The sequence below is a fragment of the Novosphingobium clariflavum genome (assembly GCF_026420865.1).
Lineage (GTDB): Bacteria > Pseudomonadota > Alphaproteobacteria > Sphingomonadales > Sphingomonadaceae > Novosphingobium > Novosphingobium clariflavum.
Window position 1 is genome coordinate 1 of the sequence record NZ_JAPCWC010000006.1, and the last position, 14,439, is coordinate 14,439.

General features: G+C 65.1%; 10 protein-coding genes. 7 read left to right on the top strand and 3 right to left on the bottom strand.

What is annotated here, in order from left to right; all coding sequences use genetic code 11:
* Window positions 1-90: 90 nt before the first annotated feature.
* Entirely contained in the window at window positions 91-588 is a 498-nt protein-coding gene (locus OKA11_RS09710) for a TlpA family protein disulfide reductase (RefSeq protein ID WP_379489281.1), read from the bottom strand.
* Window positions 589-759: 171 nt separating this feature from the next.
* Window positions 760-2,079: an FAD-dependent oxidoreductase gene (locus tag OKA11_RS09715; protein ID WP_267220009.1), complete on the bottom strand. Its 1,320-nt coding sequence runs from the start codon at window positions 2,077-2,079 to the stop codon at window positions 760-762.
* A 284-nt stretch (window positions 2,080-2,363) separates the two neighbouring features.
* Between OKA11_RS09715 and OKA11_RS09720 the strand changes: the two genes are divergently transcribed.
* Together OKA11_RS09720 and lepA are read left to right on the top strand one after the other, a co-directional pair.
* Window positions 2,364-5,078 (top strand): EAL domain-containing protein, encoded by a 2,715-nt coding sequence (locus tag OKA11_RS09720; protein WP_267220010.1) that lies wholly within the window; start codon window positions 2,364-2,366, stop codon window positions 5,076-5,078.
* Window positions 5,079-5,144: 66 nt separating this feature from the next.
* Window positions 5,145-6,947 carry a translation elongation factor 4 gene (gene lepA / locus OKA11_RS09725; protein WP_267220011.1) on the top strand — a complete coding sequence of 601 codons (1,803 nt, stop codon included), beginning with the start codon at window positions 5,145-5,147 and terminating at the stop codon, window positions 6,945-6,947.
* Window positions 6,948-7,026: 79 nt separating this feature from the next.
* Here lepA and OKA11_RS09730 read toward each other — a convergent pair whose 3' ends face one another.
* On the bottom strand, window positions 7,027-9,990 hold the full coding sequence (locus OKA11_RS09730) for a TonB-dependent receptor (protein WP_267220012.1): 2,964 nt from the start codon (window positions 9,988-9,990) through the stop codon (window positions 7,027-7,029).
* Window positions 9,991-10,445: 455 nt separating this feature from the next.
* Here OKA11_RS09730 and OKA11_RS09735 point away from each other — a divergent pair, with 455 nt between their 5' ends.
* From OKA11_RS09735 to OKA11_RS09755, 5 genes are all read left to right on the top strand, one after another.
* Complete coding sequence (locus tag OKA11_RS09735; RefSeq protein ID WP_267220013.1) at window positions 10,446-11,045, top strand: helix-turn-helix domain-containing protein; 600 nt, start codon at window positions 10,446-10,448, stop codon at window positions 11,043-11,045.
* Window positions 11,046-11,117: 72 nt separating this feature from the next.
* On the top strand, window positions 11,118-11,450 hold the full coding sequence (locus OKA11_RS09740) for a hypothetical protein (RefSeq protein WP_267220014.1): 333 nt from the start codon (window positions 11,118-11,120) through the stop codon (window positions 11,448-11,450).
* A 61-nt stretch (window positions 11,451-11,511) separates the two neighbouring features.
* Window positions 11,512-12,021 (top strand): hypothetical protein, encoded by a 510-nt coding sequence (locus OKA11_RS09745; protein ID WP_267220015.1) that lies wholly within the window; start codon window positions 11,512-11,514, stop codon window positions 12,019-12,021.
* 239 nt (window positions 12,022-12,260) lie between these two features.
* Entirely contained in the window at window positions 12,261-12,557 is a 297-nt protein-coding gene (locus OKA11_RS09750; protein ID WP_267220244.1) for a JAB domain-containing protein, read from the top strand.
* A 226-nt stretch (window positions 12,558-12,783) separates the two neighbouring features.
* A complete protein-coding gene (locus tag OKA11_RS09755; protein ID WP_267220016.1) occupies window positions 12,784-14,418 on the top strand; it encodes an alpha-D-glucose phosphate-specific phosphoglucomutase in 1,635 nt (544 codons plus the stop codon).
* Window positions 14,419-14,439: the final 21 nt, after the last annotated feature.

The following is a 14,439-nucleotide window of genomic DNA, read 5'->3' on the forward strand; positions in this document are numbered from 1 at the left end:
GCTAAAACTTCTAAGAAACTAGAAGAATTACGAAAATTTATTTCCAGAAACTGTCATGAAGATGCAATGATTGTCGAAGTCGGAACTGCGTCAGTTCGGAGCCGGTTCGTTGAGCAGCGGCACCAACAGGGCGTTGAGGTCGTCGAGGTCGAATGCGCCGGCTTTCGCATAGCGAACCTTGCCGGCACGATCGATGATGAAATTGGTGGGCACGCCGGTGAGCGGTCCGTAGGGGCCTTTGATGTGCTTCGCGGCCGGGATCGTCATGGTGTTGAACAGGTTCTTGAGGCGGTAGGCCGGAAGCGAGCCTTCGGTGGTGATCGCGAAGACGCGCAGGCCGTTCTTGCGCTGCAAGGCGTAATACTTGTCCAGAGTCGGCAGTTCGGCGCGGCAGGGTACACACCAGGTTGCCCAGAAATTGAGTACGACGACCTGACCCTTGAGTTCGGCCAGGGAGACCTTGCTTCCGTTCATCAGCGTCAATTCGAATTCGGGGGCAGGCTGGCCGACAGCGGGCATGGTCCGGGCATCGGCGATGATCGACGGCGCCGCCAGCATCGCCCCCGCGAGCGTAACGCCCGCCAACATTGCACTGACGCGCATCGGCACCGAGCGCAGCGCCGCACCCAGACGAAGCGATCCATTCATCATTGTTGTCATTTCCCCTGTTGCCCCGCGAATGAGTCAACGCTTCGTCAGTAGCATTCTTAGGACAAACAGGGAATGAAATCAGTGTAATGGTTGAACGGAAAGGCCGGGTTACTGTTTTCCGGCAGCCTCGATCATGCGTTCGACTTCCACGAACTTCTCACGCGGAGAGCCGGCGCGGGCATTGGCGATCTCGGCTTCGTCGATCTTTCGCCAGTCCGCGAACTTGACGTAGTCTATCCCGCGTCGGGCGGCGAGGGCGTCGAAACCGGGACGGCCGGGCTTCCCGGAATCGCCGTTCAGGTCGGCGGCGATCTTTTCGGCGATGGCGAAGCCGTCCGGGCGGTTGGTGCCGATGGTCCCGGTGGGGCCGCGCCGCGCCCATCCCACGCAGTAGAGGCCCGGCGCGATCCGTCCCTCTGTGTTGGCGAAGCGGCCGAGGTCGTGGTCGTAGGGCACGTCGGGGATCGGCGAGGTCTGGTAGCCGATGCAGGAGACCACGAGACCTGCGGGGATGCGGTAGGTTTCGCCGGTACCGATGGCCTTGCCATCTTCCAGCCGCGTGCGCTCCACCTCGACTGCCTCGACTTTGCCTTCGCCAAGGATGGCGCGGGGAGCGGTAAAGAAGGCGAAGTCGATCTCGACCGCGCGCTCTGTGCGGGGGCGCGCGCCGGGTTCGGGCGTCTTGCTAAAGGCGCGCAGATGGCCAACCGCCTTGCGCTGTGCGGCCTCGAGCGCGGCATCGGCGCTTTCAGGCGGCAGGTCGGCGGCATCGACATGCGGGCAGGCGCGCGAGAGGTGGGCGATCTCACCCAGTTCCTTGGCAGTCATGGCGATTTGATGTGGTCCGCGCCGACCGAGGATGACGATGCGGCGCACCCGCGATGCGGTTAGCGTTTCAAGTGCATGGGTGACGATGTCGGAACCCTCGAACTCCTTCTGCGACTTGGCAAGGATCCGCGCGACGTCGAGTGCGACATTGCCGTTGCCGATCACCACGGCGGTTTCACCGGAAAGGTCGGGTGCCAGCGAGGAGAAGTTGGGGTGGCCGTTGTACCAGCCGACAAAGGCGGCGGATCCGAAAACGTTGGCGAGGTCGTCGCCCGGCACGCCCAGCTTGCGGTCGCCCGGCGCGCCGGTGGCCAGCACGACGGCGTCGTAGAGGTCCTGGAGTTCCCCGATGGTGACGTCGCGGCCGATCATGACGTTGCCGACAAAGCGTACGTTGTCGGTGAGCGCGGTGGCCTCATAGCGGCGGGAGACGCCCTTGATCGACTGGTGGTCGGGGGCGACGCCGTTGCGGATCAGTCCGAAGGGCACCGGCATGGCATCGAAGATGTCGACCCGGACATCGTCGCGCCACTGCCTGAGCGCCGCTTCCGCCGTGTAGTAGCCGGCCGGACCCGATCCCACGATTGCGATATGTCGCATGGACTTGCTCTCCCTCGATGGGGTGCACCGGGCGTGAACCCCGTCATGTCTCAGGCAAACATGCAGCGGCCCGTTCGGCAAGCAAAAACGGTGTCGGTCCGTCGTGTTCGGCGTTTCGGGAGAGGTGTTGTTAGGGTTTGTCAGCCCCTGCGAATTCAGTGTTTCTGCGGTAAGGGACCATGCGGGGGTTAACCCTTTTGAAATGGCCCGCAGGCCATAGCGGACGCATGGTGGATATGGGTTCCAGGCGGCAACGGCATACCGTTCGCAAGGGTGTGCCGGGCGTGGGCGCAATCGAGCGTGCGCGTGTCGGTAGCCCTCGTGAGCCCCATTGCGATCCCGAAACGGCCGCGTCCGGCAGGAGTTTCGGCGATCGGGATGCCGGGGACACGGTCTCCCGTCCGCGTGGTTTTGCTGAGAACTTTGCCTTCCTGCGCCCCAAGGGCGGAGCGAGCGATCCGCTGTTCTATTTCGTGCCGCGCCGTTGGGAGTTGATGGCTCCGGCGATGATCGGCGTCATGGCGGTGATCGGCGCGGTGTCTGCCCGGGCGCCGGGCCTGCTGGTCACCCCGCTGGTGCTGCTGGCGGCGCTCGGCTGTCTCGCCGCGCCCTGGCTGTCGCGAATCGAGGAACGCTGCGATCCAGCAAGCTGGCTGCGCTATCCGATCATGCTGGTGGCGATCGCGCTGCCGATGGTGCTGTTCGGCAATGCCATGGGCATCTGGGCGCCGGTGCTCAAGGGGGCGCTGACGGTACAGGGGCTGGTGCTGCTGGTGCTGCTCTCGACGGTGCTGCTGGAGGGCCGGTTGACCGCGACGGTCGCGGCGACGGTGGCGCTCTGGTGCGGTGCCTCGATGGCGACGGCATGGATCGAATCGTTCATCCTGCTGGTCTGCGGCAGCGGCATCGGTCTGGTCGTGGCGATGCGCCAGGTGCGCGTGGCCGCCGCCGAATCGGTGCGCCGCGGCGAGCAGGAGATGCGTCAGCACCGGGCCGAGGAACTGCTCGGCGAATATGAGGAAACCGGGCAGGGCTGGTTCTGGGAGACCGACCGGCGCGGTGCCATCACATATGTTTCGGCTCCGATTGCGGGGCTGCTGGGGGCGGCCCAGTCTGAAGTGGTGGGGCGGCCGTTCAACAGCCTCTTCCATCTCGAGATCGGCGGCCAGGAAAGCGAACGCACGCTGGCCTTCCACCTTGCCACCCGGTCTTCGTTCCAGGACCTCACCGTGCGCGCCGCGACGCCGGAAGAGGAAGAGCGCTGGTGGTCGATCTCGGGCCGCCCGGTGCTGGACCAGTTCCACAATTTCCTGGGTTTTCGTGGCTCCGGCACGGACCTTACCGAATCGCGCAAGTCGCAGCAGCACGTCACCCAGCTGGCGCGCTTCGATTCGCTGACCGCGCTCGCCAACCGTTTCCAGATGGCGGAGTGGCTGGAGAAGATCCTGACCTCGCCGCGGCTCGAAAGCCGGGCCTGCGCGCTGTTCCTGCTCGATCTCGACCGCTTCAAGCAGGTCAACGACACGATGGGCCACCCGGCCGGCGACGAACTGCTCAAGCAGGTCGCCGAGCGTCTGACCCATACCGTGGGGGCGATGGGGCGCGTGGGGCGTCTCGGCGGCGACGAGTTCCAGGTCCTGCTGCCGGGCCATCACCAGCACGAAGGCCTTGCCCATCTGGCGCGCCGCGTGATCGAGAACCTGTCGCAGTCCTACACGATCGACGGCGTGCGGGTGACCATCGGCGCTTCGGTGGGCATCTCGCTCTGTCCCGATCACGGCGTCACTGCCGAGGAAATCGTGCGCAATGCGGACCTTGCGCTCTATGCGGCCAAAGGTGGCGGGCGCGGACGCTATTACTTCTACGACGACGACCTGCATTCCGATGCCAAGGAGCGCCAGCAACTGGAGCAGGATCTGCGCGACGCCATCGCGGCCGGCGCGCTGGAACTGCACTACCAGCCGCAGGTCCACACCACCACCGAGCGCATCACCGGGTTCGAGGCGTTGCTGCGCTGGAAGCACCCGCGCCACGGCTATCTCTCTCCGGCCAAGTTCGTGCCGGTGGCCGAGGAGACCGGGCTGGTCGCCGAGATCGGCGAATGGGCGCTGCGCCGCGCCTGCCGCGACATGGCGGGCTGGCCGGGTGAGGTGCGGGTCGCGGTCAACGTCTCGCCGCTGCAGTTTTCGAACCCGGATCTGCCCAAGATCGTCAAGCGGGCGATCGTCGATGCGGGCATCTCGTCCTCGCGGCTGGAACTGGAGATCACCGAAAGCGTGTTCCTGGGCGAGGACAAGTCCACCGACGACATGTTCGCCGCGCTCAAGGGCGTGGGCGTGCGGCTGGCGCTCGACGATTTCGGCACCGGCTACTCCTCGCTCGGCTATCTGAAGAAGGCGCCGTTCGACAAGATCAAGATCGACCAGAGCTTCGTGCGCGGCGCCACCATCGAGGGCAGCCGCAACGGCGCGATCATCGCCTCGATCGTCAGCCTTGCCGAAGCGCTGGGCATGGAGACGACCGCCGAAGGTGTCGAGACGCTCGACGAGCTCGATCTCGTCCGACTGCTGGGATGCAGCCATATCCAGGGCTACATCTACGAGAAGCCACTCAATGCGGAAGGCGTCATCGCCCGCCTCGGACACGGGATGGGAGCGGTTGCCACGGGGCCGCGCTCGGCGCGGGCACCGCGGCAGACGATGCTGCGCAAGGTCGTGCTCGAGCACGGCGGCCATATCTACCATGCCACGATCCGCAACGTCTCGCAGACCGGCGCGCTGGTGGAAGGCCTGTGGAACGTGCCGGTGGAGACCTGCTTTGCGCTCCATCTGGCCGAGGACAACGTCGTTCTCGCGACGGCGCGCTGGTGCCGGGAGGATCACATGGGGGTCGAATTCGGCACGCCGCTGGAACTCGATCCGCACGGCGCCGTGCTGTTCACGCCCTCGCGCACGCGCTTCGAACCGGCCGAGGTGGGGCCGCTGCGCAAGGTCAGCTGACGGGCGCTCGAAAATGCGCGCAGAGACGCATTTTCAAATGACGCAAGCGCTGCTAACGGCGCATCCATGACCGAACTCGCCCAGATCCGTAATTTCTCGATCATTGCCCATATCGACCACGGCAAGTCGACGCTTGCCGACCGCTTGATCCAGCGCACCGGAGGCCTCTCCGACCGCGAGATGAGCGCGCAGGTGCTCGACAACATGGACATCGAGAAGGAACGCGGGATCACCATCAAGGCGCAGACCGTGCGCCTGAACTACACGGCCTCCGACGGGATCACCTATGAGCTGAACCTGATGGACACGCCGGGCCACGTCGACTTCGCCTACGAAGTCAGCCGCAGCCTTGCCGCCTGCGAAGGCGCGCTGCTGGTGGTGGACGCGGCGCAGGGCGTGGAAGCGCAGACGCTGGCCAACGTCTATCAGTCGATCGAGCACGACCACGAGATCGTGCCCGTCATCAACAAGATCGACCTGCCCGCCGCCGAGCCGGAAAAGGTGCGCAGCGAAATCGAGGAAGTGATCGGCATCGACGCCTCCGAAGCCGTGCTGGCCTCGGCCAAGTCGGGCATCGGCATCGACGAGATCCTCGAGGCCGTCGTCGCCAAGATCCCGGCCCCCAAGGGCGACCGCACCGCGCCGCTCAAGGCGATGCTGGTCGATTCCTGGTACGATCCCTACCTCGGCGTGGTCATCCTGGTGCGCGTCATCGACGGCGTCATCAAGAAGGGCCTCAGCGTCAAGTTCATGCAGGGCGGCACCGAGCACCTGATCGACCGCGTCGGCTGCTTCACCCCCAAGCGCATCGACCTGCCCGAACTCGGCCCCGGCGAGATCGGCTTCATCACCGCGCAGATCAAGGAAGTGGAACAGGCCAAGGTCGGTGACACCATCACCACCGTGAAGCAGGGCGCGACCGAAGCGCTGCCGGGCTACAAGGAAGTCCAGCCGGTGGTGTTCTGCGGGCTCTTCCCGGTCGATGCCAACGACTTCGAGAAGCTGCGCGAATCGATCGGCAAGCTGCGCCTCAACGACGCCTCGTTCAGCTTCGAGATGGAATCGAGCGCGGCGCTGGGCTTCGGCTTCCGCTGCGGCTTCCTCGGCCTGCTGCATCTGGAAATCATCCAGGAGCGCCTGAGCCGCGAGTACGACCTCGACCTCATCACCACCGCGCCTTCGGTGGTCTACCGTCTGACGATGACCGACGGCACCGTGAAGGAACTGCACAACCCGGCCGACATGCCCGATCCGGTGAAGATCGACTTCATGGAAGAGCCGTGGATCAAGGCGGTGATCTACACGCCGGACGAATACCTTGGTTCGATCCTCAAGCTCTGCCAGGACCGTCGCGGTATCCAGAAGGACCTGACCTACGTCGGTGGCCGCGCCCAGGTGACGTATGAACTGCCGCTCAACGAAGTGGTGTTCGACTTCTACGACCGCCTGAAGTCGATCAGCCGGGGCTACGCCAGCTTCGACTACGAGCAGATCGGTCTTCAGGAGGGTGACCTCGTGATGATGAACATCCTCGTCAACAACGAGCCGGTCGATGCGCTCTCGATGATCGTGCACCGCGGCCAGGCCGAACCGCGCGGCCGTGCGCTGGTGGAGCGTCTGAAGGAACTGATCCCGCGCCACATGTTCAAGATCCCGATCCAGGCGGCCATCGGCGCCAAGGTGATCGCGCGCGAGACGATCTCGGCCATGCGCAAGGACGTGACTGCCAAGTGCTACGGCGGCGACATCACCCGCAAGAAGAAGCTTCTGGAAAAGCAGAAGGAAGGCAAGAAGCGCATGCGCGAGTACGGCAACGTTCAGATCCCGCAGGAAGCCTTCATCGCCGCGCTTCGCATGGGCGAGGAATAAGGACGGCGGACCTTCCGCTCAGGCTGGAAATGAAAAAAGGGGAGCGGTCCTTATTGGACCGCTCCCCTTTTTCGTATCGTCAGAAGATGCGCCGCACCGAAAGCAGCACCGTCCGCCCCATCGGGTCGAGATAGTCCTTCTGATAGGCATAAGGCGTGGCACCAGTAGCGTCGGTCACGGTCTGGCGCGTGTCGAACAGGTTCTCGATCGAGAGGCTGACGCGGGTGCCGCGCGCCCAGGCCTTGCCGCGGAAGCGGTTCTGGAGGTTCGCGAAGAGGCGCAGGTCCAGCGTCGCCAGCGACGAGAAGTGCAAGTCACCGGTCGAGGAGGACAGGCTGTCCCCGTTGACCTTGGTTGCGCTTTGCCAGTTGCCTTCAAGGCGCATGCCCAGACCGTTGTCGACCACGCCCACGCTGGCCGTGATCTTGTGCTGAGGCGTCGAGCTGCCGGTGACGGTGCCGCCGTGCAGCAGGTCGATGGTCTCGCCGTCTTCGGTAAGCTGCACGTCGGAGCGCAATACCCAGGTGTGATAGACCGAGGCCAACAGGCGCGCGCCGTTGTCGCTGCCGCCGGAGAACCCACGGCCGCCGCGCCCACCGGGGCCGCCGAAGCCGCCGGGGCCTCCCGGTCCTCCAGGACCGCCGCCGGGAGGCGGGCCAAAGCCGTCAGGGCCGCCGGGAGGGGGACCGTCGCGGAAACCGTCCGGCGGCGGGCCGTCGGGCGGGAAGCCACCGGGAGGCGGGCCGAAGCCGCCGGGGCCATCCTGCTCGCGCTGGCCGTTGACGGTGATCTCGTTTTCGCTGCCGGGTTGGCCCGGTTGGCTTTCGCCTTGCGGCGGCTGGCCGTTGGCTTCGCCGGCCGGGCGTTGTCCGCCGGTCTGGCCAGCTTGCTCGCCGCTCTGCTCGCCATTACGGCGTCCGCGCCATTGGCCGTTCTCGCCCTGCCGCATCCATGGCGGCCGTTCCGGGCGTTTCGGCTTGCGTAGCTGGGTGGAGAAGTTGAAGCCCCAGCGCACTTGCTCGGTGCGCTGCATATAGACGTTCACCGGACGCGAATCGACGCTCACCAGCGTGCCCGAGCCATCGCGGATGAAGCGGTCGGGGAAGGCGTCCTCAAGGTCCTCGGTCACGCCGCCGATGCTCATGATGGCATTGCGATTGCGGCTGTTGACGTAGCTGGCGCTGAAGTTGAGCTTGGGTTCGCTCAGGATCTTGGCGTTGATGCCCAGCTTGAAGCTGTGGCGGTCGTCGGCCTTGAGGTTCGGGTTGCCGCCAGTGACGGAGGTGACGAGCACCGATTCTCCGGTCACATAGTCATAGACGCGCTGGTTGGTGGTCGTGATCACCGGGCCGCTGAGCTGGGAGACGGTCGGCGCGCTGCGGTCCTCGTTCACGGCGGCGATGACGGTCACGCCGGTCACGGGCGTCCAGTTGAGCCCGTAACCGAACGTGCCCAGCGTGCCGTAGTCCGACACTTGCGTGATGCCGCCGTTGAGGTTGAGGCTCAGCGTGCCGATGGCGCCGAGCACGCCCTTGCTGCGGCTGGTCAGCGGAATGTCGACGGAGAGCTTGGCGCTGCCGTTGGTGCGGTTGGCGTCGCTGTCGGTCGCCGCGCCGTTCTGGATCGTGCTGGAGGACTGCGAAGTGAAGTCGCCGCCCAGTTTCAAACTCACGCCCATGTCGCCTGCCGGAAGTTTGAGCAGCTTGCCGAAGATCAGCGCGCTGGCGCTGCCGGTATCCGTGATGGACTTGGCGTGGGTGGTCAGCATCGAGCCGAGCAGGGTGGGCGATAATGTGCCGTAAGGATCGACGTCGGGATCGCCCGAATCGAGCGCGGCCTGAAGCGCGTCGAGATCGTAACCGGTCTCGTTGCGAGTGTCCGATTCGCTGTGGTCGTAGCTGCCGATCACCGAGAGTTTCCAGCGGCTGGACAAGTCCACGTTGAAGGTCGTCCCCGCCGAGACATCGCCGGAATTGCTCGCCCGGTTAAGCGGATCGTTCGACAGATAGCGCGTGAAGCTCGAATCCGAGCCGCCCGAAAACGGATTGTTGGCCGGAACGGACAGTTCGCCCTCGGCAAGCCCACCCAGTGAACGGCTGGTCTTGTAGGTGCCTTTGAGGTTGAACGAGATGTTTGCCGAGCCACCCAGATCGTGCGCAAGACTGGCTGCCATTGCGTAGTTGCGGGTGGATGCCTGCAAGGTGCGATAGGGCCGCTCGTCGGAAAGGCCGCCGGCCGCCGTGACGTCGCTGTCGGGATCGGCCGTAATGTTGCGATCGCTTTCGAGGATCGCGGCCTGGCTGTTGACCTTGCCCATCAGGTTGAGCCGGTCGTTGTCGCGAATCCTCGTATAGGTGAAAGCGCCCGAGCCCTGTCCGCCGCCGCCCTTGGTGGACATGCCGCCCTCGAGATTGGCCACCCGCGACTGGAAGCGCCGCTTGAGGATGATGTTGACCACCTTCTGCTGCGCGTCGTAGCCGTATTTGATCGCCACTTCTTCGGGCAGGATGTCCACCCGCAGCACCGATTCCACCGGGAGGTCGCCGACTTCGTTGACGCCCGAGACACGCTTGCCGTTGACCAGCACGACCGGCCCGCTCGACGAATCCCGTCCCGAGATGCTGGTCGTCTGGTCGGCGATTTCGTCCAGCAGATCGCTGATGGAATCGACGCCGTAGGAGGCGATCTCGCCCTGGCCGATCCGGTTCTCCGGCGGAATGTCGCCGATCACCGCGCCGGGAACCGCCTGTCCGGTGACGATGATCTCGTCCGTGGAGCCGCTGTCGGTCTCGCCAGAGTTCTGGCCAGAGTTCTGGCCCGTGTTCTGGCCCGCGCTTTCCGATGTGGTCGCGCTCGAGCTGCCATTTGCGCCCTTGGCCGTGACGGCCTGCTGGGCCATCGCATCGGCCGGCACCACAAACCCGCTGGAAGCCAGAAGCAGGCACAGCGCGCCGCGTCGGCCCCTCGTTTTGCGCTCGGGCAGGGGCAGGGCGATGCGGGGGGCGGCTGGCAACGGTGCCGCAGATGGGCGCAGGATACTCATGACCCTGGGCTAGATGGTGGGCTGCGGCTGGCAAATCCTCGAATAGTAAGAAATTGTATTGGCCTGCCGTACGTTTGTGACAATTGCCGCAGTCAGCGTTTTTCGGCCTCTGCGCCGCAAGATGGCATCGCCCGGCCGATAGGGGCGCGAATCGATTCGCTTGGATGGTTAACGTGGATCACGTTGGGCATGGTGAATGCGGGGTTAACGGAGGCATTGAGCGTGTTCGTAATGGCGCTTTACTGCCGTTTCACCTTGGATTCCGCCCAAGTTACGATTGATCCCGAATTGGTTACCGCGATATACATAAGGGAGAAACCGGTGGGAGGGGGATTGCCCGCCGGATCGGGACGCTGGGGGATATGAATTTCGAATTGGGGGCGCGCGAGAGTGAAACAGGACTGTTCCGGGGTATCCTGGAAACCCTGCCGGGGCTGACGGGAAAGCAGCATTAGGTGCTGCGGCTGGTCGCCGAAAATCGGACCAGCAAGGAAATCGCGTGGGAGCTCGGAATTTCCGAGAGTGCGGTGAATCAGCGCATCGAGGGCGTGCGCGGGCGAACCGGCTCGCCGCCTCGTGCCGAACTGGCGCGGGCCTATCGTTTCTACCAGCGGCAGGATCCTGCCCAGACGGCACTGTTGGACGGAGCGGCGCCCGTAACCCCGGGAGACGACCTCGTCGCCGGTGAGGGAGCTGTCAGCGCGCAGGATCCGGCGGGCGCGGTGATGGCCGCCGGGCCGGCGCCCGCAGCGGCAGCGGATGCAGCCTGTAATCCTCTACCAGAGAAGAATCCTCAGGTTCCCGCAGCCCGCGTCATCGCCGATGGATGGCTTCGGGACGAGCCGGGCAATCGCCTCACGCTATCGGATGGAGTGACCTTCAGGGTCGAGGCACCGTGGCATGACGAGCCGGTCGAACGGATCGTCCCCGAGGTGCTCGATGGCCCTGATGCCGGTGTCAACCGCGTGGCAGCCATGGTCCTCATCGCCGGCGGGCTTCTGCTCGTCGCGGTGTTCGGACTGGATCTTGCCACGGCTTTGAGCCGGCACCTGTGAGCCAGCCTCGTACCGCGATTGTGTGGGGGGTCCGCTGTGAGCGGCGGACGTCGATGGAGGGTTTTTATGGGAATGTCGATTTCTGCCGCCGCTGCACGCCTGTCGCGTCAGCTTCCCGAAGCCGAGCATTCGCTCGACACCGCGCTGCTGGCCTCGGCACGGCTGATGGAAACGATGGTGCTGGCGCGCGGCGCCGATGGCGTTGCCAACTTCACCGGCCAGAATGCGCTGCTGCGTCTCGCCCGCTCGCAGCGCGCGCTGCTGGAAAGCCAGAACGACATGATCCGTGTCCATCGCGCGCTGCTCGATGCCGGGCGCCAGGTGAAGGCCATCGTGGACGAGCCGGAAGCCTGCCCGCAGAGCGCGGTCCTCGTCGAGGAAATGCCGCAATTGCAGTCGGCCTGACCACAAGCAGGCCGATGACGGGTTCCGCGCGCTCGCGGCGGCATGGGGCTGGGGGGCTTCCATGTTTCTCCTGAGCGCGCGGGCCTATCTCCAGCATGGCGTGTTTGTCCTGCTGTTCTTACTGGCGATGCGGCGCGGCGCCGCACCGGAGCGGATCATTTCAGCCACCATTCTGGGGATGCTGGTTGTCGATCGCATGTTCCACCTGTTCGTCGGTATCCAACCCATGCTGATGCTGGGAGTGAACTTTGCCCATCTGGCGATCGACGTCATCGGGTTTGCCGCCTTCCTCGTGGTCGCGCTCGGCGCCAACCGGGTCTATCCGCTGTGGATAGCCGGTTCCCAGCTGATCGCACTCTTCAGTCACGTCTATCCGGCGTTGGCGAAGATGGTCTCGGGGCAGGCCTACGTGGTGATGAACATCATGCCTTCCTACGTGCAGATGATCGCCTTGGCGCTTGGCCTGGCCGCTCACATGCGGCGGCAGAAGCGACTGGGCAGCTATCCGTCCTGGCGCAGGTCCTGGCTCCTTTCGCGCGCGAGCGCACGCAGGAGATTGCCTGCCGTCTGATCCAGCGCTTCGGCTCGCTGCGGGGCATCCATGCCGCGTCCGCCGCCAGCCTGGCCGAAACCATCGGCGTTTCGACGCCGGGGTTCAAGCTGCTGACCGCAGCCATCGCCGCAGCCCGAGAACTGTCTCTCCTCGCCGCGCGCGAGGCGGTGGTCGGAGAACCGACCGAGCCCGGCAACCCGCGCCTGCGCCAATACCTCATCCGCCGTCTCGGCAACTGCCGCGAGGAATGCGTGGCGGTGCTCTACCTCTCCGCCGAAGGCCTGTTCATCGCTGAGGACTTTCACGAAGGGGTCCATGGCAGCACGGCGATCCTGCCGCTGCGCCGGGCCGTGCGCCGCGCGTTCGAGCTGGATGCGCGCAGACTGGTGATCGCGCACAACCACCCCTCCGGAAATCCCGAGCCCAGCGCGGCCGACATCCGGGCGACCCGCCATTTTATCGATGTCGCCGGTGCCCTGGACTTCCTTGTCGACGATCACATCGTAGTGGGCGCAAATCGTGCGGTAAGTCTGCGGGATCGCGGGCTTATTTGATCCTGCATGGCGCTCGTCCGGTCGCGGGACACCTTGAAACGATCCTGTCTTTTGCCATGGATGGGCTTGATATTGCTGACGATGCCGCCAGACTGTCATTCAACCGTGCCAGGCAATTTCTTTGCAGGCACTGCCTGTTTTCGGTGGAACCTTTTTACCGAAGCCCTTTTTCTTGGCTCGGTTCCTGCTCAGGAACTATCCGCATGCTTTTTATGGAGACCCCCGCTTGACCCGGATCGTGACCGTTCCCACCACTCCCCATGAAGGTCAGGCGCCGGGCACGTCCGGTTTGCGCAAGAAGGTCCGGGTGTTCCAGCAGCCCGGCTATGCCGAGAATTTCATCCAGTCGGTGTTCGACGTCGTCACGCCGACGCCGGGCGCCACGCTGGTGATCGGCGGCGACGGGCGTTTCCACAACCGCACGGTGATCCAGCAGGCGATCCGCATGGCCGCGGCCAATGGGTATGGCCGGGTGCTGGTCGGGCAGGGCGGCATCCTCTCGACCCCGGCGGCCAGCCACGTGATCCGCAAGTACGGCGCCAGCGGCGGTCTGGTGCTCTCGGCCAGCCACAATCCCGGCGGTCCGGACGAGGACTTCGGGATCAAGTACAACATCGCCAATGGCGGGCCGGCGCCGGAAAGCGTGACCGCGGCGATCCATGCGCGCACCACCGGGATCGACCGCTGGCTGACGGTGGAGGCCGCGGACGTCGACCTCGACCGCGTCGGTGAAGCCATGGTGGGCGAGATGACGGTGCAGGTCATCGATCCGGTGGCGGACTATGCCGACCTGATGGAGACGCTGTTCGACTTCGACCACATCCGCAAGCTGGTCGCCAGCGGGTTCACCATGCGTTTCGACGCGATGAGCGCGGTGACCGGGCCCTATGCGCACGAAATCCTCGAGCGCCGGCTGGGCTTTGCGCCGGGCACGGTGGTCAACGGCACCCCGCTGGAGGATTTTGGCGGACATCACCCCGATCCCAACCTGATCTACGCCAAGGAACTCTATGACCTCATGATGGGGCCGCAAGCGCCCGACCTCGGCGCCGCGTCGGACGGCGATGGCGATCGCAACCTCATCATCGGGCGCGGGCGTTTCATTACCCCTTCGGATTCGCTGGCGATGCTGGCGGCCAACATCGAGATCGCGCCGGCCTATCGCGGGAGGCTTGCGGGCATTGCCCGCTCGATGCCGACCAGCGGCGCTGCCGACCGGGTGGCCGAGGCTTTTGGCGTGCCCTGCTACGAGACGCCGACCGGCTGGAAGTTCTTCGGCAACCTGCTTGACGCCGGAAAGGTGACGATCTGCGGGGAAGAAAGTGCTGGTACCGGTTCGGATCATGTGCGCGAGAAGGACGGGCTCTGGGCCGTGCTGCTCTGGCTCAACATTCTGGCCGTGCGCGGGATCAGCGTCGACGATCTGGCAAAGTCGCATTGGGCGCGGTTCGGCCGCAATTACTACGCGCGGCACGATTACGAGGGTGTCGACAAGGCGGACGCCGACGCGCTGATGGCCGAACTGCTGGCTGCGCTGCCGAGCCTGCCAGGCACGGTGTTCGGCCCGCTGGTGGTCGCCCATGCGGACAGCTTTGCCTATACCGACCCGGTCGACCATTCGGTCAGCGCCAACCAGGGCGTGCGCGTTCTGTTCGAGGATGGCAGCCGCGTCGTGTTCCGCCTCTCGGGCACCGGCACCCAGGGGGCGACGCTGCGGGTCTATCTCGAACGCTACGAGGCGCCTTCGGGGCATCTTGATGCTGACACCGGCGTCATGCTGGAGGCGCAAGTGGCTGCGGCAGAAGCGGCCGCCGGCATCGTTCGCCATACCGGGCGCATCGCGCCTGACGTGGTGACCTGACCCGGCTCCGACGACTGGGCA

Coding starts and splice junctions, on each gene's coding strand:
- lepA (WP_267220011.1), top strand. CDS start 5,145: ATGACCGAACTCGCCCAGATCCGTAATTTCTCGATCATTGCCCATATC.
- OKA11_RS09715 (WP_267220009.1), bottom strand. CDS start 2,079: ATGCGACATATCGCAATCGTGGGATCGGGTCCGGCCGGCTACTACACG.
- OKA11_RS09730 (WP_267220012.1), bottom strand. CDS start 9,990: ATGAGTATCCTGCGCCCATCTGCGGCACCGTTGCCAGCCGCCCCCCGC.
- OKA11_RS09710 (WP_379489281.1), bottom strand. CDS start 588: ATGTTGGCGGGCGTTACGCTCGCGGGGGCGATGCTGGCGGCGCCGTCG.
- OKA11_RS09745 (WP_267220015.1), top strand. CDS start 11,512: ATGTTTCTCCTGAGCGCGCGGGCCTATCTCCAGCATGGCGTGTTTGTC.
- OKA11_RS09740 (WP_267220014.1), top strand. CDS start 11,118: ATGTCGATTTCTGCCGCCGCTGCACGCCTGTCGCGTCAGCTTCCCGAA.